Source organism: Geobacter anodireducens (assembly GCA_001628815.1).
Lineage (GTDB): Bacteria > Desulfobacterota > Desulfuromonadia > Geobacterales > Geobacteraceae > Geobacter > Geobacter anodireducens.
Window position 1 is genome coordinate 2,229,658 of record CP014963.1, and the last position, 20,544, is coordinate 2,250,201.

A 20,544-nucleotide genomic window follows, 5' to 3' on the forward strand; every position below is an offset into this window, starting at 1 on the left:
CGAATAATCGACGGCTGTTGAACTCATGCCTCATCAGCGGCCCTTTCATACAAGGCATGCACTAGCTTCATCAGCTCTTTCCCCCTAATGACGATAAGTTCAAGACTTCCTGCATTCTGGTGCCCCACTGCCTTCGTCGAATTCTGTATCAAAGTCTCGTCATAAGCCGAATCTGATAAAACAGCAGCTGCACCAGAGCGGTACACAAACGGGTAGTCTGAGAGATTCTGGAAACGTTGAACAACCAGAGCCTTATCGTGCTGCCCCGCTTTGAGCAGCCTTCTTTTTGTAGCGTTCAGAGTCATTGCTCGCCGAAGGTAGTCCTTTGACGAATCATCTATAGCGGTCTGCAAGCGTCCGGAGTATTTGTCACCTGAAAGCTGCGCTTTGACTTCAAAGGCAAGTAACGTGTCTGCGGGAGACAATGCGGGTGGAGAAGTCAGGTGAAACCCAAGAATGTCTACCCCCTTTACCGACTCATCTCGACTAGCCTTGTCGGCATATTTCTCACGTGGGACCCAGTACCCAAGCAAGTACTCAACGTAGTCAGATACAAGTATCTCTGCGAAGTCACCCGCCCGAATCCCTGGTCCAGGAGCAACTGATTTGTCCGGAAACACTAACCCTGTTAGATACTCGGCACGTGAAAGGCCGGTGCCAGCTCTGAGGGTGTCTATCTCTGTATCAGAACAATAATGTTGTCGAAAATGTGCAGCCCACGAGCTGAGACCGGCAGATGCAGGAACAGTTAATTCCCACACATCGACCTTATATCCGTCAGAGGTGGTGAGAGGAGTGACATGCTTTTTTAAATTTGCGATATGATGAGGCTTTACCATCGCTGTTTTTCCCCTTTTCTTAATAACTACCCACCCCTTCGATTATCCTCAAACATCTCCACCGGCATCGCATACCTGATCCGCCAGACCATCTTAATCGGCCGCTCGCTCTCGTAACTCACCATATCCACCGGCCCCAGGTAGGTAAACGGCACCGTCACATTGTTCCGCTTCTTCTGGCCACGGGCAAAGACCAGTATCGTGTATCCCCGCGACCGATGGTGAATCAGGTTCTGGCCGTCGGTGTGGTGCTGGGCGGTGTTGGCCTGTGACTCCCAATGCAGCAGCTCCCGGCTGATGGGGTAATCCGCATACATGGTGCTGGGGGAGAACTCCTTTTCCGTTTTTTGGAAGGTCACCAGCAGGGCATAAGTCTTCTGTTCGGCAAAGTGCATCACCCCGATGCCGGTCTGGCCGCTGCTCTCCAGCGTTGCCCGGCCAAAGGCCGCCTGAACTTCCCTGATGCCGTACTGGGCGTGCAGCTCCAGCGGCAAGGAATACTGCACCGGGGCAATACCGGCAACCTCGGTGCTGTCCAGCGACCAGGCCAGAATCTCGTCCAGATCGGCACAGACCGTCGGATTGGCGGACAGCCGCTGGAAGGCATCGGCCAGCGACGCTACCCCCACTTTCTCCGCCTTGTCCCCCCAGATGCGGTAATAGAGCAGCATGGCCGATGAACCGGCCAGTTCCAGCGCTTTGGTAACCTGCCGAGCCGCCAGCATTGCCAGCACCTGCCGCAGCAGTGCTACTTCCCTTGGTCCATTGATGAAGGCGGCCCGGATCAGCGCCTTCTTCAGCCGCGCCAGATCGGGATCGACTGGAATCGGTGCCAGTTGGGCCTTGGCTTTCCACTCACTCCATGACTCCTTGGCCAGCAGCACTTCCGGCTCGTAATCGTGGTAGCGGATGAAGTTGCCAAAGGTCAGCTCCTGCCCGGTCTCGCTGGTGAAGTGGGGAGAATTCTGGGGACACCATACATAATTCAAGTCAACACAAATCCCTCACCCAGACCCGCAAACATCCAGCTCCACTATCACTACCCCCACTCACCCTCATTCACTCCCTTCCACCATCTTCATCAACCGCTCACTACGCCAGACACGGACAATCCGGATGCGGGCAGCATCGACCCGATAAACAATCCGAAACGGCGGATGAATAATCTCACGCAGATTGGCAAGCTCGAACTCCGGCACGATCCGCCCGCTTTCGGGGAAGTCGGCGAACCGCTCCACCTGGGCGACAACCTCCCCGACCAGGCGCTTCCCCACCTCGGATACCTGCTGGTTGGCATACCAGGCAATGATGTCAGCCAGATCGGCGACCGCCGACTCGGCAAATTCAATGCTTGACCTGGGCGCCATGGATTCAGTCCAGCCCGAGACGCTTCCTGGCGTCGGCCAGACTCACGGTCCGCCCCTGCTCGATGTCAACGAGTCCCTGAACGACCGCCTTCAGAAATGCCCGCTCTTCGGCATCGGCCTCGAAATCCCTGACGGATTGCACGACGGCGACACCCCGGCCCCGGCTCGTCAGAAGCACCGGCCGGTGGGTTTTGTCCACCTGGCTGACAATACGCCCCGGATTGATCTTTAAATCGGAGAGCGGGACGATGTCCTCGGAAAACTTTGTGTTCGTGGTCATAGGGCCTCCCAACAGGTGCGTTTATAAGACCAGATAATAGCACCTGTTTACCGTCGGCACAAACACATGATTTCCGGATCTACACCGTGAACAACATCCGGAACGATATGCCCACCCGGCTTGCGTTGACCGCGCCACACCGTGACCACCGTGCCTCTACGCCCCCTGCTCATAAACCATTCCCAACCAAAGGTCAACCCAGGGAAATCCTGACAAAACGCCAGTGCGCCCGCTTCCCCTCCCTAGCAGGCAAAAACGAAAAGGGACCAGACGCTCCGTCCGATCCCTTCCAAACACCCGGCGCATGCGACCGTCTCACGCCGTGAAACAAGCTCGGCGCCTTACTCCTCCCCCTTTTCCACCGTCAGGACGTAGTAGCCGTCTGCCTCCTTGAGGCCAAGGAGTTTGTGTCCCTCGCCCTTGAGGCTGCGGGGGACGTTCTTGACCGGCTCGCCGTCGTCCAGGAGGAATTCGACCACTGCGCCGGTATCAACCGTTTCCAGCGCCAGCTTTGCTTTGACGAAATTGGTGGGGCAGGTTGCCCCGCGCAGATCAACGGTTGTCATGGGCCTGTTTCTCCTTTCCGACCTGGGTGGCGATGGCCTGGGGGGCAATGGTGGCATTGACCGCGAAGGCGGGGAAGCGCTCCCGCAGGCGGGTGAGCAGGGCTTCGGGCCCCTGGGCGCGAATCACGTCGCCGAGCCTGATCCTGCCCTGGCCTTCGGCCTTTTCCTGGTACCACCCCAGGACCGCGGCGATGAAGTCGACCACCTGGTCTTCGGGCAGGAACTCGGCGAACAGGGTGCCCACCAGGGGACGGCGGCCCCATTTGCCGCCGATCCGCACGGTGTAGCCCTTTTTTCCCGCCCGCCAGGCCTCGGTGGGGCAGACCTTGAGGCAGTCGCCGCAGTAGAGGCAGTTGGCGGGGATGAAGCGGGGCTTGCCGTTGTCTCCCGTGGCAATGGCGTCTTCGGTGCATGATTTGGCGCAGAGGCCGCAGCCGATGCAGTGGTCCGCGAAGAGGACGGGCCAGACCGCGCCCTGGAAGCCCACGTCATTGGTGGCGGACTTGGGACAGTCAAAGGGGCAGCCGGCAAAGCCGACCTTGAACTTGTGGTGGCCGGTGGGGGTGCCGAACAGCTTTTCATCCACCTCCAGGGCCGACTTTTGGGTGTCCACCAGGCCGTTGGGGTTGTACTCGCAGCCGCCGCAGGCGGTGGGCACGCGCACCCGGGCCCCGCAGGAGGCGACCTTCTGGGTCCCCTCCCCCAGCTCGGCCACCACGGCGTCGAAGTCCCTGAATTTGATGTTGATCAGCTCCACCGACTGGCGCACCGAGAGATGGACCATCCCCTGGCCGTATTTCTCGGCCACCTCGGCGATCTTCTTGAGCCGCCCCACGGGCAGCCGCCCGCCGGGGACCCGCAGGCGCACGGTGAAGAGATCCTTACCCCGCTCCTTGATGAAGCCGCCGGCCTTGAGGTTCTTGAGGTCGATGGCGGTATTCTTCTTCTCCTCGGGCATTGATCTTTTCCTTTTCAACAACGGAACATCCGCCACAGAGACACGGAGGAAGTCACAGAGATACAATCGTATTACCGACCATCACCACACGGATGAAGTTCAGGAAGTCTCGATGTCGAGCTCGTCCACCAGTTCCGTGATGGTGGGATTGTCGCCGCAGACCGGGCACCGGGCGCTCTTCTTCACCGGCACTTCGCGGAAGCGCATCCGCAGGGCGTTGTAGGTGAGGAGCCGGCCGGTGAGGAGGTCTCCCTGGCCGAGCAGGTACTTGATCGCCTCGGTGGCCTGGATGGTGCCGAGCACGCCGGGGAGCACGCCAATGACCCCGGCCCGGGCGCAGGTGGGGATGGCGTCCTTTGGCGGCGGGGCCGGAAAGATGCAGCGGTAGCAGGGGGATTCCCCCGGCTTCACGGTCAGGGTCTGGCCGTCGAACTGGAGGATGCCGCCGTGGGAGTATGGCGTGCCGGCCAGGACGCAGGCGTCGTTGACGAGGAACTTGGCGGCGAAGTTGTCGGTGCCGTCGATGACGAAGTCGTAGTCGGCAATGATCCGGGCGATGTTGGCGGCGGAGATCCACTCCTGGTAGGTCCGCACCCTCACGTCGGGGTTGATGGCCTCCATCTTCTCCCGGGCCGATTCCACCTTGGGCTTGCCCACGTCGGGGGTGAAGTGGATCACCTGCCGCTGGAGGTTGGAGATGTCCACCACGTCGGCGTCGGCAATGCCGATGGTGCCGACCCCGGCCGCGGCCAGGTAGAGGGCGATGGGGCCCCGAGCCCGCCGGCGCCGATCACCATCACCTTACCGTCCAGGAGCTTCTTCTGCCCCTTGCCCCCCACCTCCTTCAGGATGATGTGGCGGGAATAGCGCTCGATCTGTTGGTCGGTGAACATGGTTATGCAACTCCGTGCGGAAACGCCGGGCAGAACATCATATCTGATAATCCTCCACAAAGGTCTGAATCCTGCGCGGCCGGGCATAGACCGTTTCGCCGGGGCTGAGGGCGAGGCGCTCGGCGCCGTCGCGGGAGAGTTCCGCCTCAACGGTCTTGCCGGTGCCGCGCACCAGGAGCTCAACCCGCACTGCCGGGCCCACGGACTGGATGTGGCGCACCTGGGCCTCCACGGCGTCGGCGGTCTGGCTCCGCTCCACCTCGATGTCGTGGGAGCGCACATACCCCACCGCCGCTTCGGGGGTGGCGGCCCGCGCCTGTTGCCCCTGCCCGGTCCGGCAGTGGAAGAGGTTGACGCTGCCCAGGAAGTCGAAGACAAAGGGATTGGCCGGCTGGTCGTAGACCTCCGCCGGGGTCCCCACCTGCTCGATCCGGCCCCTGTTCATGACCACGATCCGGTCGGCCACTTCCAGGGCCTCTTCCTGGTCGTGGGTGACGAAGACGCTGGTGACGTGGATCTCGTCGTGGAGCCGGCGCAGCCAGCGCCGCAACTCCACCCGCACCTTGGCGTCCAGGGCGCCGAAGGGCTCATCCAGGAGCAGCACCTTGGGTTCCACGGCCAGGGCCCGGGCCAGGGCCACCCGCTGGCGCTGGCCGCCGGAGAGTTGGGACGGGAAGCGGGCGGCAAGCCCCTCAAGCTGCACTAGGCGCAGGAGCTCGTGAACCCGCTCCCTGATCTCCTGTTTCGGCCGCCGCTCCCGGCGCGGCTTCACGGTGAGGCCGAAGGCCACGTTCTCCGCCACGGTCATGTGCCGGAACAGGGCGTAGTGCTGGAACACGAAGCCGACCTGGCGCTCCCGCACGTGGCGGTCGGTGGTTTCCTCGCCGTCGAAGCGGATCGAGCCGGCATCCGGCGTCTCCAGGCCGGCGATGATCCGCAACAGGGTGGTCTTGCCCGAGCCCGAGGGGCCCAGGAGGGCGGTCAGCTCCCCGGAGGGGACGGCCAGATTCACGTTGTCCAAGGCGGTGAAGCTGCCGAACTGCTTGGTGACGTTGGCGATCTCGATGCTCATGTCTTGGTTCCTTTATCTCGCTGCGGCGTCCGGGTCAGGCATCGGCCCGCATCCGCCACTCGACCACGCTCTTCAGGACCAGGGTGACCAGGGCCAGCAGGGCCAGGAGCGAGGCCACGGCAAAGGCGGCGGCGTAGTTGTACTCGTTGTAGAGGATCTCCACGTGGAGGGGGATGGTGTTGGTCTCGCCCCGGATATGGCCGGAGACCACCGAGACCGCCCCGAACTCGCCCATTGCCCGGGCGTTGCACAGGATGACCCCGTAGATGAGCCCCCACTTGATGTTGGGCAGGGTCACCCGCCAAAAGGTCTGGAAACCGTTCGCCCCCAGGGTGATGGCCGCCTCTTCCTCGTCCGTGCCCTGGGCCTCCATGAGCGGGATCAGCTCGCGGGCCACGAAGGGGAAGGTGACGAAGACCGTGGCCAGGACGATGCCGGGCACGGCGAAGATGATCTTTGCGTCATGATCCTGGAGCCAGGGGCCGAGCCACCCCTGGAGCCCGAACAGAAGGATGTAGATCAGGCCCGAGATGACCGGCGACACCGAGAACGGCAGGTCGATCAGGGTGATCAGGAGCTGCTTGCCCCGGAACTCGAACTTGGCGATGGCCCAGGCCGCGACCACGCCGAAGACCAGGTTCAGGGGCACGCTGATGGCCGCGGTGATGAAGGTCAGCTTCACCGCTGCCAGGGCGTCGGGCTCGCGGATGGCTGCCAGGTAGGCGCCCCACCCCTTTTCCAGGGCCTGGGCAAAGACCGCGGCCAGGGGCACGAACAGAAAGAGGCCGAGGAACAGGAGCGCGCCGGCGGTGAGCGCCCAGCGGACCGGGGCCGGCTCGGTGCGGGTGCGGATTGATGCTGGCATGGTCGGGTCCTCCGGGTCAGGCTGCATGGCGCCGGCTCCACTTCTGGAGCAGGTTCACGGCCAGGAGCATCAGGAACGAGAAGAAGAGCATCACCGTGGCGATGGCGGTGGCGCCGGCATAGTCGTACTGCTCCAGCTTGGTGATGATCAGGAGCGGGGTGATCTCGGACACCATCGGCATGTTGCCGGCGATGAAGATGATGGAGCCGTACTCGCCGACCCCTCTGGCAAAGGCCAGGGCAAAGCCGGTCAGGACCGCCGGCAGGAGCTCAGGGAACAGCACCCGCCGGAAGGTCTGCCAGCGAGTGGCGCCGAGGCAGGCGGCGGCCTCCTCGACCTCCTCTTCCAGCTCTTCCAGAACCGGCTGCACCGTCCGCACCACAAAGGGGAGACCGATGAAGGTCATGGCCACGAAGATCCCCACCGGGGTGAAGGCGACCGTGATCCCCCGGGGCTCCAGGAACTGGCCGAGCCAGCCGTTGGCCGCGTAGACCGACGACAGGGTGATGCCGGCCACGGCCGTGGGGAGCGCGAAGGGGAGATCCACCAGGGCATCGATGAAGCGCTTGCCCGGCAGGCGGTAGCGCACGAGCACCCAGGCCACCAAGAGACCGAAGACCGCGTTGACCCCGGCGGCGGCCAGGGCCGCGCCGAAGGTGACCCGGTAGGAGGCCACCACCCGGGGGGCTGCCACGGTGGCGAGGAATTCCCCCCAGGTGAGGCTGGCCGTTTTCACCGCCAGGGCCGAGAGCGGCAGGAGCACGACCAGGGAGAGGTAGAAGACCGTGTAGCCCAGGGCCGGGCCGAAGCCGGGGATGACGGTGTTTCGCGTGATTGGTCTTGTCGCCATGGTGGTTGGTCCTTTGCATAATCCCAATGCAGGGCTGCGGATTTCACGCCGGCTCGCAGCCCCTGCATCACGTTATTTCCCCGGCCCGTAGATCTGGTCGAAGACCCCGCCGTCGGCAAAGTGCTTCTTCTGGGCCGCCTGCCAGCCGCCGAAAGTATCATCGATGGTGAAGAGCCTGACCTTCGGGAAGAAGGCGGCATATTTGGCCGCAACCTTCTTGTCGATGGGGCGGTAGTAGTTCTTGGCCGCGATCTCCTGCCCCGACGGGGTGTAGAGGTACTTCAGGTACTCCTCGGCCACCGTGCGGGTCCCCTTCCGGTCAACCACCTTGTCCACCACCGTCACCGGCGGTTCGGCCAGGATGCTGACCGACGGCACCACGATCTGGAATTTGTCCTTGCCCAGCTCGTTCACGGCCAGGAATGCCTCGTTCTCCCACGCCAGGAGCACGTCGCCCTGGCCGCGCTGGACAAAGGTGGTGGTGGAGCCGCGCGCGCCGGAATCAAGCACCGGCACGTTCTTGTAGAGCCTGGTCACGAAGTCGCGGGCCGTTGCCTCGCTCCCCCCCTTCTGCTTCAGGGCGTAGCCCCAGGCGGCCAGATAGTTCCAGCGGGCCCCGCCTGAGGTCTTGGGGTTGGGGGTGATCACCTTGACGTCGGAGCGGATCAGGTCGTTCCAGTCGCGGATGTTCCTGGGGTTCCCCTTGCGGACCAGGAACACGATGGTTGAGGTGTAGGGGGAGCTGTTGTGGGGCAGCCGTTTCTGCCAGTTGGCAGGGATCAGCTTCGCCTTTCCCGCGATTTCGTCGATGTCGTAGGCCAGTGCCAGGGTCACCACATCGGCCTCCAGGCCGTCGATGACCGCCCGGGCCTGTTTGCCCGAACCGCCGTGGGACTGTTTCACCGTGACCGGCCCCCCGCCCTTCCCCTTCCAGTAGGCGGCAAAGGCGGCGTTGAAGTCCTGGTACAGCTCCCGGGTCGGGTCGTAGGAGACGTTGAGGAGGCTCACCTCGGCGCGGGCCCCCAGGGGAGCGGCAAGGGCGAGGAATGCTGCGGCAACGGCTGCGATGGTCTTGATCGGTTTCATGGTCGGCTCCTTTTGCGTTTTTAATCTATCGATTTAGTAGTCTAATAGGGCATAAAAAAACGCCCCGTTCAGATCGTGTAAAAAAGCACCCCGTCCTTCTTCTGCTTCTCCCGCTCCACCCGTTCCAGCACATCGGCCAGGGTGGCCCCGTCAAGGATCGTTGCCATGGCGTCGCGCACATCCTTCATGACGAGCCGGATGCCGCAGCTCCACTCGTCGTCGCACTCCTCGCACCGGGCGTAGGAGGTCTCGCTCACGCACTGGACCGGGGCCAGGGGGCCTTCCAGGATGCGGATGATCCGGCCCATGCTGATCTCCCGCGGGGGTTGGGCGAGATAGTAGCCGCCCCCCTTCCCCTTTTTGCTCTGGAGCACCCCCGCGTTCTTGAGAGCCAGCAGGATCAGCTCCAGGAACTTCTTGGGAATCCGCTCGTCCCGCGCCAGGTCGGCAATGAGGATGGGCCCCTTGTCCTGCTCCCGGGCCAGGTAGAGCATCGCCTTGAGCGCGTATTTGGTCTTTTTCGATATCATCAGTCTACAATCTCGATAGACAATAAATACACATTCCCCAACAACAGGTCAAGATATTATTTTACAATTAAACAATAAACTTTACGAAAAACGTTGTACTTCAATTAACTAAAGATCACGCCGCAAAAAAACGCACGGAAGAAGGGCCATGGTCACAGGCTAAAGGCAGTTGCCGGCCGTGCACTGTGCAGTGGCAGCCGCAGGAGCCGTGAAAGACCCCCTGGCAGTTCCACAGGCATCCGCTCCTCACGGCCTGTCGCGGCTGAAGATCGCCGGTGGACGCTGCCTGACTTTCCGGCACCACCAGCACCGCCATCATCAGATGATCACCATCGCCGCAACCGAACGCTCCACAGACAACGCCGGCCAGCCTTTCACTCTGAACGGAGCCGTAGCGGGAAACGCAATAGTCCGATATCACTCAACTCAAAGTATACTCATCCAAGCAAATTCGGGAGGGGGTTAAGGGAGACAACACGAGAGACCACGCGAACGGAAAAGGGGCTAGACCATTCGGCCTAACCCCTTGATTTTTTGGAGCGGGAAACGGGATTCGAACCCGCGACTTCAACCTTGGCAAGGTTGCACTCTACCACTGAGTTATTCCCGCGAAACAGGTTCCCGTTATATAGCAAAGGGACGCGGGGGGAGTCAACACTTTTTTTCTTCGGCGTGACTCCCTACGATATCCGGGGGCCGCTTCAGGCGGCGGTTCGCGCAGTTGCGTCGGCCGCGCCGTCTTCGACGACCAGGCCGTCGCGCAGGCGGATGGTCCGGTCGGCGTAGGTGCAGTTGTCGGGGTTGTGGGTGACCATGACAACGGTGTGGCCGGCGGCGTTGAGGCGGCGGAACAGGTCCATGACCTCTTCGCTGGTTTTCGTGTCCAGGTTGCCGGTGGGCTCGTCGGCCAGGATGATGGGGGGCTTCTTGACGATGGCCCGGGCGATGGCGACCCGCTCCTGCTCGCCGCCGGAGAGCTGGTTGGGGAGCCGGTCGGCCTTGCCGCCCAGCCCGACCCGCTCCAGGGCCTCGCGCGCCGCGGCGACCTTGTCGCGGTTCTTCATCTTCGTGATGGCCAGGGGAAGCATGACGTTCTCCAGGGCCGTCAGGTACGGTACCAGGTGGAACGACTGGAACACGAAGCCGAGCTTCTCGGCGCGGAAGTCGGCCAGTTGCTCGCCGGTGAGGTCGTAGAGCCGGACCCCGGCCATTTCCACCTCGCCGGCGGTGGGGTGGTTCATCCCCCCCAGGACCGACAGGAGCGTGCTCTTGCCCGATCCGGACTGGCCCATGATGGTGACGAACTCGCCGTCTTCGATGGCGAGGCTCACGCCCCGGAGCGCCTGGACGGTTTCGTCGCCGCCGGCGTAGTGTCTGGTGAGATCTTTGATCCGTATGAGTGCCATTGCGTTCCCTCTGACTGTGGTTGCGGTGCGGGTTACAGCGCCCTGAGCGCTTCGGTGGGGTCCATCCTGCTGGCGTGGAGCGCCGGGTAGAGGCTGGCCAGCATCCCCACCACCAGGGAGAGGAGGACCGACCCGGCCAGTACCGTTGAATCCCAGACCAGGACGGCGTCCTTGCTTTCGGCCATGAACGGGAGCGCCGCGGTGGCGCCGCCCATGCCGGCGGCGTAGCCGACGAGCCCGGCCAGGACGCTCACCAGGGCCGCCTCCAGCAGGATGATCCGGATGATGTGGCTCCTGCGGAAGCCGATGGCGCGGAACACGCCGATCTCTGTGGTGCGCTCGTTGACGCTCCCCATCATAGTGACGAAGACGATGAGGGAGCCGATGAAGATGACCACGCCGGCCACGGCGTAGGCGAAGCGGCGGAAGTGGTCCAGGGCCTTGATCCGCGATTCGACCACCTGCTGGATGGCGGTGACCTTGGCTTCGGGGAGCTTTTCGGCGATCTGCACCACCATGTCGCCGATGGGGCAGCCGGAGCAGAGGGCCGCCACTTCCACCAGGGTGATCCGCCCTTCCTTGCCCAGCAGCTTCTGGGCATCGGCCAGGGGCATGAAGATGAGAGAGTCGTCCTGGGAGCCGGTCTGCTCAAGGATGCCGGTGACCGTGAACGTGCGCCCGGCAATGGTGACGGTGTCGCCCGGGGTAAGATGGGCCGTGTCAGCCGCTGAGCTACCCAGAAGCACGCCGGCGCCGTCCTTGGGCACCTCGCCGAAGACTCGCCACCACTGTTTCATCTTGAGTTCGCTCTCGAAGTCGACCCCCACCAGCAGGGCGTCCTTGTCGCCGAACCGGACGCCGCCGAGGACCTTGGGGGATACGGCCAGGATGTTCGTGCTGTTCTTGATGGCGGTGATCCGCGCCAGGTCTTCCTGACGGATCTCCCGCTGGTCGAAGGTGACCCGGCCCAGGCTGATGCCCCCGTAGCTCATGGAGAGGTCGTTGCTCTGGGGGGTGATCAGGATGTTGGCGCCGAACTCGTCCATCTTGCGCCCGATGTCGTTGGACATGGAGGCGGTGAGGGTCATGAGGGTGACGATGGTGGCGATCCCCACGGCGAGTCCCACCGTGAGAAAGAGCATCTTGGCCCGGCGGCGGCGCAGGTTGTTGATGGAGATGTTATGCAGCTTCATGGGGTTCCCCGTTCCTGTGTGCTGTTGTCAGGCTGCCGGGCTCAGAAGAACCGGGCGCCGGAGCGGATGTCGGCTACGCTGATAACCAGATTGCCGCCGGCCTGCCGGGCGGGGATGGCCGCCGGGTTGCACCCGCCGCCCGGCCCCTCGCCGATGCGGTCGGTGGCGAACTTCTTGTTGCACTGGCGGCAGGTCATGAAGCCGCCGTCCTGGACGTAGCCCTTCTTCTCCTGGAAGCAGACCTCGCAGGCGTCAAAGGCAACCCGGTAGCTGCCGTTGGGGGCCTTGACCGCGAAAAAGGCAATGTCGCGCCCCCCTTCGCTGTGGCGGTAGAAACGGGCCTTGCCGTCCTGCAGGTCGGCAAGGGGAACGCTCACGGCCCCCTTCGCGACCTTGGCCTTTGCGAACTTGCCGACCCCCGGCAGGCTGAAGGCAGTCACCGCTCCCGCCACGGCCAGCACGGCCGCCAGCGCGACCACTCCGAGTTTCATCATGGTTTTCACTGTTCCGGTCTGCATTGCGAATATCCCCCTTGTGCGTTTCTCCCTGCCGGGAGTGCATCTGTGCATGTCGCTGGTTGTGTTTGCGTGGCTGAGGGACCGGGGCTGGAAACTCAACGCTTCCCCGATCAGCCGGGCTCTACTTACCGCAGCAGCCTGCGCCGCAGCCGCCCCCCTGCCGGACAAAGGCCGTTGTGCTGCCGGTCTGCGCCCGGTACTGTTCGGGAGTGAGTACCTGGAGGATGCTGCATCCGTAGCCGGCACCGGTGACGCGTTCGGCCAGGGTCTCGGGCCGCACGGTGCGGGAGTCGAAGCCGACCACCACCTCGCCGGCACCCACGTTCACCTGGACCGTGGCAACGCCCGCTGCCGTGCCGAGGGTCTTCTCGATCTTGCCGGCACAACTGCCGCAGGTCATGCCCTGGGCCCGCAGGACGGCCACGCTGTCCGCCGACGCCTCCAGCCTCACCGCGAAGGCACAGAGCACCACCACGATCACTGCCGCGGCCACGATGCCGATGGTTCCTTTTTTCATTGCACCCATGACAGGCTCCTTTGACGGCGGCTTCGGTTCCGCCGGGTTACGAGGGAGTCTTATCCAATTGGCGTGCCAGTGTGCCCGTTCGTGTATTCCATTGATTTATCTATAACTAAAAGTGGGGACGCATGATACGGGGAGGGGATTGCAGAATAATCTCCAGAAAGCCTGTGGACTATTCTGCAACAAAACGGGGCCGCTCCCCAAAGGAAGCGGCCCCGTCGAAACGCCGGCGACAGGCGCGGGTCAGCGCATCATGCCGCCCCGGTTGCGGGGGACCATGGTGGAGCCTGACAGGTTCCAGAAGGTGGTCGTGGTCATGTTGCGGAACATGCCCGTCATGTTGACGAAGGTGCCCGGCATGGTGCCGACGTAGCGCTGTCGCATGGCCGTAATGTCGGGGTTGGCGCTCTGGGTGGCCTCGAAGCAGATCTGGGCCAGGTTCTGGTTGATCCGGCCCATGATGTAGCGGTATTGGTTGACGTTGACGGCCACGTCGGAGCTCATCTGGCCCGCCATGAGGCCGGCCATGGCCCGGGCCACGGCCCGAACCCGTTGGAATTCGGTGCGGGTCGCCATGTTCGAGGAATTTGACAGGGCAACGTAATCGTCCGTGGAGCGGACCGTGCTGGCAGGGTTCAAAACCGTGAGCCCCAGTTGCTGCCGCACCTCGAGCATGGCCTCGGCCACGGAAGCGTAGGTGCCGGTTTCGTACTTCTCGCGCACCAGCGTGGAGATGGGGCTGACAAAACCGTACATTCCGCGGGGAGCCGTAAGGATGTACCCCGGGGGAGGGGCTGGGCCGGGCTGTCCATATCATAGGTGTTGGACGCCACCGCGCGGACCACCACCGGATAGAGCGCCTCGTCCCCCGGCGTGACCAGCAGGGTGAACGCGCCGTCCGAGTCGGTAATGGCAAACGGTTCGCCCGAGTCCAGCCGGTAGTTGCCGTTCAGGTCGAGGAACACCTCGGCCCGGTAGAGATACCCGTCCGCAGCCTTGCCGCTGATTGCCGTCTGGGTCGCGGCCGGCTGGCTGCCGACACCGCCCGATCCACCGCATCCCGCCAGCGCCGCTGCTGCGAGGCCGGCGGCCACAGCCGTCATCGTTCTGATGTTCATCGTCGTCCTCCCTGAGATGTATAGACTCTCACACAATAGAGTAAATCGCCGGCCGAATTCAAGGGAATATCCTATGGCCGGATGGTTGAAACCCGGCAATTTCATGATTGACATCCCTCGAACCGGTTGCGTATAGTTTCCCCATTCCGTAAAGGGGAGTAGCCATCGGTCCGTGGGGGCCGACCCATCGTCCGTCAAGACGGCATCGCTGCCCGGGCGTGGGGCCTTTGCTTCCGGCAGGCAAGACCTTTACCTGACGAGCTCACAGAGCCGGAGGTAGAGGTTTTTTTGTGCCCCGGCGTTATTGACAAAGGAGACATGGATCAATGGACTTATTGACCGACCCCCAGGCCTGGCTTGCCCTGGCCACCCTCACCGCCCTGGAGATCGTCCTGGGCATCGACAACATCATCTTCATCTCCATCCTTTCTTCGAAGCTGCCGGCGAAGCAGCAGGAAAAGGCCCGCATCACCGGCCTGGGCCTGGCCATGTTCACGCGGGTGGCGCTGCTGTTCTCACTCGCCTGGCTCATGGGGCTCACGGAACCGCTGCTGTCGGTGCTGGGAACGGAGATCTCGGGCCGCGACCTGATCCTGATCTCCGGCGGCCTCTTCCTCCTGGCCAAGAGCACCATGGAGATCCACGACAAGCTGGAAGGGACCGAGGGGCACGGGGTGGTCAAGGCCGCGGCGTCCTTCGGGGCCATCATCTTCCAGATTCTCCTGCTGGACGTCGTGTTCTCCCTCGACTCGATCATCACCGCCATCGGCATGGCCAGCCAGTTGGCAGTCATGGTGGCGGCCGTGGTCATCGCCGTTGGATTCATGATGCTCTTCGCCGGCAAGATCAGCGCCTTCGTGGACACGCACCCGACCATCAAGATGCTGGCCCTCTCCTTCCTCATCCTGATCGGGGTGGCGCTCATCGGGGACGGCCTCGACATGCACATCCCCAAGGGGTACATCTACTTTGCCATGGCCTTCTCCATGGGGGTCGAGATGCTCAACATGAGGATGCGCGCCAAGGGAAAACCGGTAAGGCTGCATCAACCCTACACGAAGTGATGCCGACGCCCCATCGCCCCGGCAGGCACTTTTTGCTTGACTGCACAGGCGCCGCCGGTACACTGTTAGAAATTCGGGCGTTAAATCGACATGTTACCTCACCCACCCACTCTTCCTGACCAGTTGCCGACACGCCTGTGATTCCATGATGTTACAAAGACCACCCCGTCCTTGACGGAGGGGCGGTCCGATCCGACGGCACCGGCGCCGACTCTCGTTCAGGAGGAACGGTCATGGCGTTACCGAGTCTGTGGGGCATATTGTCGGCAGCGGCAGGGGTGGCGGCCCTCGCCTCCATCGCCTGGTCCCAGGTGCTGCCTCCGCCCGCCAATCAGTACCTGGGGATGTTCGACACCGTTCCCACCTATCAGTCCACGGAGGACTGCATCGTCTGCCACGCGGGCAGCGATACCATCGCCTTCCGGCACCATGCCCTCATCAACACGACCACCCCGCCGGTCAGTTGCGTCAACTACACCGGAAACCCGGCCAGCCTGGCCAACGGATGCCACGTGCTCATCCCCGACGGCTCGGGGGGATATACCCTCCAGGACTTCCGCACCTGCGGCGTCTGCCACGTGTCGTCCCCCCACCATTCGACCCGGGCGGCCCTCCAGCTCGACTGCAAGTCCTGCCACGGCAGCTTCGTCGACAACCCCGGCGACGGCCACTACATCCCGGTCGGCAGCCTTGGCTTCATGTCCCCTCTGCCCCACGGGGAGGAGACCTATGACCCGGCGACCGGAAAAACGATCGTCGTCAACGGGTGCGCGGCCTGCCACCAGGCGGACCCGACGGCCGTCGATCCCCGGACCGGCGTGGTCAGGCCGGTGTTCAGCAATGCCGACACCCACCACGCGACCCAGCTCGACTGCATCGTCTGCCACCCCGGGTCGGATCCGACGGGCACCGGCATCCGGAGCTGCGAGGCCTGCCATGGGCCCGACACGCTCCACAACATCCAGATGGACTCCCCCGCGGCCGAAAATCCCGGCATCATCGTCCCGTTCAGGGAGACGCCGGGGTGGGGACACGTGGGGAGCAACTGGGACTGCATCGGGTGCCACTATTCGTGGCTTGAGGTTTCGTGGCTGGCGGCCTCGGCCGGCCCCTGGTCCGCCACGGTCCCCTACCTGAAGGAGCAGAGCGCGTACACCCTTCCCGCCGGCAGCGCCCGGAGCCTGACCCTTGCGGGTTCGGGCTTCGTCAACGTCGGCGGGGACGGCCTCACCTATTCGTCGGTGGTCGTCCTCGACAACGGCCGGTCGCCGGTGACCATCCAACCGGCCGCCATTACCGACGGCGAGATCCGGATTCTTCTGCCGGCCCTGACCCCGGGCAACTATACGCTGCGGGTGGTCAAGAACGACAAGCAGAGCAACCGGGCCACCCTGACGGTGGTACCGCCGCTGCGGATCAGCCGGGCCACGCTCGGCACCGCCAAAACCCTCACCATCACGGGCAGCGGCTTCGGCCCGCCGCCGCCTACCGAATACAAGACGGGACTCGGCGTCTTTGCCGGCGCCACCGAAGCGACGGTGATCTCCTGGTCTCCCACGCGCATCATCGCCATGAGCCCCGCCTTTGCCCGGGGGACCGCCATCACCGTCAAGACCATCAACGGCACCGTGTCGGGAGCGGTGCTGACCACCTCGAAGCACCTGCGCTGAACCATTCCACAACGCTGAAAGCCCCCGCTCCATGCGGGGGCTTTCAGCGTTGCCCTTCCCCTTCCCGAAACGTATCCTCGCCAGCTCGCTTACTTCACTTCATACCAGAACCTGGCGCTGCGCACCGTGCCGTCCTTTACCTTGAACTTGCTCATGACGCCGTATTTCCCCTTTTTGGAGAGGTTGAAGTCGGCGCCGAAGTGTCCCTGCATCGCCATCAGCGCCTTGGTCTGGGCCGTCTTGTCCGGACCCTGGACCTTCAGGTTCACCTCGCCCTCGGTAATGGCCTTGCCGGTTTTGGCATCCTTGAACTCAACGGCAATGTGGTGGGTCTCCTTCATCCCCTTGGGCAGATCCATGTTCATGGCCTTCATGTGCTCGGCCATGCTCATGACCTTGAAGGTGACCTTGACGCCGTCGACCACTTCCTCGTGGGCCGCGGTGCCGTGGTCGGCATGGCCGCCGTGCTTCATGCCCCCCTTGCCGTGGTCGGCGGCGATGACCATGAGGGGGGCCGCCAGGGCGAGGGTTGCGACGGCGATGACAACTGCGAGTTTCTTCATGATGCGTTCTCCTTTTTTCGTGGTATTGACTTCGCTTAGTGCTTCATTCCCGAATACGTCAGCTTTCCCTTCTTCAGATCGTGCTTTTTCATCAGCACGAAGATGACCGGCGTCATGATCAGCACGTGGATGGCGGAAGAGATCATGCCGCCGATCATGGGGGCCGCGATGGGCTTCATGACGTCGCGCCGGTGCCGCTGGACCACATGATCGGCACGAGCCCCAGAAGAGCCACCGCCACGGTCATGAGCTTGGGCCGCAGGCGGAGCACCGCCCCCTCGTAGGTGGCGTCATAGATGTCCTGCTCCGTCACCGGGCCGGCCAGAAGCTTTTTGTCCAGGGCCTCGTGCAGGTAGATGACCATCACCACCCCGGTCTCCACGGCCACGCCATAGAGGGCGATGAAGCCGACCCAGACCGCCACCGACATGTTGTAGCCCAGGGCGGACACCAGATAGACCCCGCCCACCAGGGCAAAGGGGACCGAGAGCATGACCATGCTCGCCTCCAGGGCCGAGTGGAAGGTGAAGTAGAGCAGGATGAAGATGATCGCGATTCCGGCCGGAATCAGGACCTGGAGCCGCGCCTTGGCCCGCACCTGGTTCTCCCACTGCCCCGACCAGGACACATAGTAGCCCGGCGGCAGCTTCAACTGTTTCTCGACCACGGCCTCGGCGTCCGTCATGAAGCTTCCCATGTCGCGGCCCCGGACGTTGAGGAAGACGATGGAGCGGAGCAGCCCCCCTTCGCTGGCGATCTCCGGCGCGCCGGTGGAGACCGTGAGCGTGGTCACCTGGGACAGGGGCACCTGGCGCCGCCCATGCCGGAAACGAGGATGCGCTGGATGGCCGGGATGGAATCGCGGTAGTCGCGCAGGTAGCGGAGCCGGACCGGGAAGCGGTTGCGGCCGTCAACGGCGGTGGTGAGCGTTTCGCCCCCCAGGGCCGTGGCGATCACCTCCTGCACGTCGGCCACCTTCACCCCATAGCGGGCCGCCGCCTCCCGGTCGATGTCGATGTCCAGGTAGTTGCCGCCGGTGACCCGCTCGGCCACCACGTCCGCCGCGCCGTTGACCCCCTTGAGAATCCCTTCCGCCTGTATCGCCAGATCCCGCAGGACGTTCAGGTCGTTGCCGAAGATCTTGAGCCCCAGGTCGGTCCGCACCCCGGTGGAGAGCATGTTGATCCGGTTGATGATCGGCTGGGTCCAGCCGTTGCGCACCCCGATCTGCTGCAGCCTGGCGTCCAGCTCGCTGACGATGTCGTTCTTGGTGATGCCGGGCCGCCACGTATCCTTGGGCTTCAGGATGATGATCGATTCGAACATGGAGACCGGCGCCGGGTCGGTGGAGGTCTCGGCCCGCCCCACCTTGCCGAGCACCAGTTCCACCTCGGGGTGGCTCTTGATGACGGCGTCCTGCACCTGGATGATCCGCTTGGCCTCGGTGATGGAGACGTTGGGGAGGGTCACCGGCATATAGAGGAGCGACCCCTCGTCCAGGGGCGGCATGAACTCGGAGCCGAGCTTCATGTACAGCGGCACCGCCACGAGCAGCGCCACCACGTTCAGGGCGATGACCGTCTTCTTCCACGTGAGGCACCACCGGATCACCGGCCCGTAAAGCCGGATGAAGAAGCGGGAGACCGGGTTGGCGCTTTCCGGCGGCATCTTGCCCCGCATGAAGAAGTACATGAGGACCGGCACCAGGGTGATGGCGATCAGGGCCGAGCCGACCATGGAAAAGGTCTTGGTGAAAGCCAGAGGATGGAACATCTTCCCTTCCTGGCCCTCCAGGAGGAAAACCGGCACGAAGGAGAGGACGATAATGGCCAGGGAGAAAAAGATGGCGCGCCCCACCTGTTTGGCGCTGGCGATGATCACCTCCAGCCGCCGCGCCTTCCGCTCCTCCTCGGGCAGCTCGGACAGGTGCCGGTAGCAGTTCTCCACCATGATGACCCCGGCGTCCACCAGCACGCCGATGGCGATGGCGATCCCCCCCAGGGACATGATGTTGGAGCTGACTCCCATGAGCTTCATGGTGATGAAGGCGATGAGCACTGCAATGGGCAGGGTCAGGACGATCACCAGGGCGCTCTGGAAATGGAGCAGGAACACGAGCACCACCAGGGAGACCACGATGGACTCCTCGGCCAGGGCCCGCTTGAGGGTGTGGATCGCCCGTTCGATTAGATCCGAGCGGTCGTAGGCGGTCTTGATCTTCACCCCCGGCGGCAGCCCCTTCTCCAGGGCGGTGATCTTCTCCTTCACCCGGTCGATGACGTCCTTGGCGTTCTCGCCGTAGCGCATGACCACGATGCCGCCCACCACTTCCCCTTCGCCGTTCAGGTCCAGGAGCCCCCGGCGGATGGCGCCCCCCATCTGGACGGTGCCGAGGTTCTTCACGTAGACCGGGGTGCCGCGCATGTCGGCGGTGACCACGATGTTTTCGATGTCCGCGGGCGACTTGACGTAGCCCCGGCCCCGGATCAGGAACTCGGCATCGGCCTGCTCCAGTAGACGGCCTCCCACGTCGTTGTTGGCCGCCTTGATCGCCTCCATCACGTCGGAGACCTTGATGTTGTAGGCAAAGAGCTTGTGGGGGTCCAGGTCGACCTGGTATTCGCGGACAAAGCCGCCGATGGAGGCCACCTCGGCCACGCCGGGCACGGTGTTGAGCTGGTAGCGGACGAACCAGTCCTGGAGGGTCCGGAGCTGCTCCAGATCGTACCCCTTCCCTTCCAGGGTGTACCAGAAGACGTGCCCCACGCCGGTGCCGTCGGGGCCCAGCGTCGGCACCACGCCGGCGGGAAGGAGCGAGGCCGCGTAGTTCAGCCGCTCCAGCACCCGGGTCCGGGCCCAGTAGACGTCTGCCTTGTCGTCGAAGATCACGTAGATCATCGAAAAACCGAAGGCCGACGACGCCCGCACCGCCTTCACCCGGGGAAGGCCCTGGAGGTTCACCGCCAGGGGATAGGTCACCTGGTCCTCCACCACCTGGGGGGAGCGGCCGGGAAAGTCGGTGAAAACGATCACCTGGTTGTCGGAGAGGTCGGGGATCGCATCCACCGGCGTCTTGTAGACCGCCCAGATCCCCCAGCCGATGACCAGGGCGAAGAGCATGAGGATGATGACCCGGTTGCGGGCCGAATATTCGATGATTTTCTCGATCACTTGAAACCTCGG

At 63.5% G+C, this 20,544-nt stretch carries 18 protein-coding genes, 1 tRNA gene and 3 pseudogenes; 2 read left to right on the plus strand and 20 right to left on the minus strand.

Going from position 1 to position 20,544, the window contains the following annotated elements; translation table 11 throughout:
- Positions 1-23: 23 nt before the first annotated feature.
- The 18 genes and pseudogenes from A2G06_10165 to A2G06_10250 form a co-directional block, all read right to left on the minus strand.
- Positions 24-839, minus strand: a complete 816-nt coding sequence (locus A2G06_10165; GenBank protein ANA40591.1) for a hypothetical protein — start codon at positions 837-839, stop codon at positions 24-26.
- Positions 840-865: 26 nt separating this feature from the next.
- Positions 866-1,828, minus strand: coding sequence for a hypothetical protein (locus tag A2G06_10170; GenBank protein ANA40592.1), 963 nt, complete (start codon positions 1,826-1,828; stop codon positions 866-868).
- A 66-nt stretch (positions 1,829-1,894) separates the two neighbouring features.
- Positions 1,895-2,206, minus strand: coding sequence for an addiction module toxin RelE (locus A2G06_10175; protein ID ANA40593.1), 312 nt, complete (start codon positions 2,204-2,206; stop codon positions 1,895-1,897).
- Positions 2,207-2,210: 4 nt separating this feature from the next.
- Positions 2,211-2,486, minus strand: a complete 276-nt coding sequence (locus tag A2G06_10180) for a prevent-host-death family protein (GenBank protein ANA40594.1) — start codon at positions 2,484-2,486, stop codon at positions 2,211-2,213.
- 341 nt (positions 2,487-2,827) lie between these two features.
- Positions 2,828-3,052, minus strand: coding sequence for a tRNA methyltransferase (locus A2G06_10185; protein ANA40595.1), 225 nt, complete (start codon positions 3,050-3,052; stop codon positions 2,828-2,830).
- Positions 3,039-4,010 (minus strand): sulfite reductase, encoded by a 972-nt coding sequence (locus tag A2G06_10190; GenBank protein ANA40596.1) that lies wholly within the window; start codon positions 4,008-4,010, stop codon positions 3,039-3,041. Before A2G06_10190 ends, A2G06_10185 begins: the two co-directional genes overlap by 14 nt.
- 99 nt (positions 4,011-4,109) lie before the next feature.
- Positions 4,110-4,903, minus strand: a pseudogene (locus A2G06_10195) (adenylyltransferase).
- Positions 4,904-4,940: 37 nt separating this feature from the next.
- Positions 4,941-5,975, minus strand: coding sequence for a sulfate ABC transporter (locus tag A2G06_10200; protein ANA40597.1), 1,035 nt, complete (start codon positions 5,973-5,975; stop codon positions 4,941-4,943).
- Positions 5,976-6,009: 34 nt separating this feature from the next.
- Entirely contained in the window at positions 6,010-6,840 is an 831-nt protein-coding gene (gene cysW / locus A2G06_10205; GenBank protein ANA41651.1) for a sulfate/thiosulfate transporter permease subunit, read from the minus strand.
- Positions 6,841-6,856: 16 nt separating this feature from the next.
- Positions 6,857-7,690 (minus strand): sulfate ABC transporter permease subunit CysT, encoded by an 834-nt coding sequence (locus A2G06_10210; protein ID ANA40598.1) that lies wholly within the window; start codon positions 7,688-7,690, stop codon positions 6,857-6,859.
- Positions 7,691-7,762: 72 nt separating this feature from the next.
- Positions 7,763-8,776 (minus strand): ABC transporter permease, encoded by a 1,014-nt coding sequence (locus A2G06_10215; GenBank protein ANA40599.1) that lies wholly within the window; start codon positions 8,774-8,776, stop codon positions 7,763-7,765.
- Between the two features lie 68 nt (positions 8,777-8,844).
- Complete coding sequence (locus A2G06_10220) at positions 8,845-9,306, minus strand: Rrf2 family transcriptional regulator (GenBank protein ID ANA40600.1); 462 nt, start codon at positions 9,304-9,306, stop codon at positions 8,845-8,847.
- Between the two features lie 535 nt (positions 9,307-9,841).
- Positions 9,842-9,916, minus strand: a tRNA-Gly gene (locus A2G06_10225).
- Positions 9,917-10,007: 91 nt separating this feature from the next.
- Positions 10,008-10,712, minus strand: coding sequence for an ABC transporter ATP-binding protein (locus A2G06_10230; protein ANA40601.1), 705 nt, complete (start codon positions 10,710-10,712; stop codon positions 10,008-10,010).
- 32 nt (positions 10,713-10,744) lie between these two features.
- Positions 10,745-11,905 carry an ABC transporter permease gene (locus A2G06_10235; protein ANA40602.1) on the minus strand — a complete coding sequence of 387 codons (1,161 nt, stop codon included), beginning with the start codon at positions 11,903-11,905 and terminating at the stop codon, positions 10,745-10,747.
- Between the two features lie 41 nt (positions 11,906-11,946).
- Positions 11,947-12,423: a hypothetical protein gene (locus tag A2G06_10240; GenBank protein ID ANA40603.1), complete on the minus strand. Its 477-nt coding sequence runs from the start codon at positions 12,421-12,423 to the stop codon at positions 11,947-11,949.
- A 121-nt stretch (positions 12,424-12,544) separates the two neighbouring features.
- Positions 12,545-12,949, minus strand: coding sequence for a heavy metal transporter (locus A2G06_10245; GenBank protein ANA40604.1), 405 nt, complete (start codon positions 12,947-12,949; stop codon positions 12,545-12,547).
- 240 nt (positions 12,950-13,189) lie between these two features.
- Positions 13,190-14,064: pseudogene (locus A2G06_10250) on the minus strand (hypothetical protein).
- Positions 14,065-14,390: 326 nt separating this feature from the next.
- Here A2G06_10250 and A2G06_10255 point away from each other — a divergent pair.
- Both A2G06_10255 and A2G06_10260 read left to right on the plus strand, forming a co-directional pair.
- Positions 14,391-15,128, plus strand: a complete 738-nt coding sequence (locus A2G06_10255) for a hypothetical protein (protein ANA40605.1) — start codon at positions 14,391-14,393, stop codon at positions 15,126-15,128.
- A 233-nt stretch (positions 15,129-15,361) separates the two neighbouring features.
- Complete coding sequence (locus tag A2G06_10260) at positions 15,362-16,798, plus strand: hypothetical protein (GenBank protein ANA40606.1); 1,437 nt, start codon at positions 15,362-15,364, stop codon at positions 16,796-16,798.
- An 89-nt stretch (positions 16,799-16,887) separates the two neighbouring features.
- On the opposite strand, the gene A2G06_10265 is transcribed toward A2G06_10260, so the two are convergent.
- Positions 16,888-17,361: a hypothetical protein gene (locus A2G06_10265; GenBank protein ANA40607.1), complete on the minus strand. Its 474-nt coding sequence runs from the start codon at positions 17,359-17,361 to the stop codon at positions 16,888-16,890.
- Between the two features lie 35 nt (positions 17,362-17,396).
- Positions 17,397-20,532: pseudogene (locus tag A2G06_10270) on the minus strand (cation transporter).
- Positions 20,533-20,544: the final 12 nt, after the last annotated feature.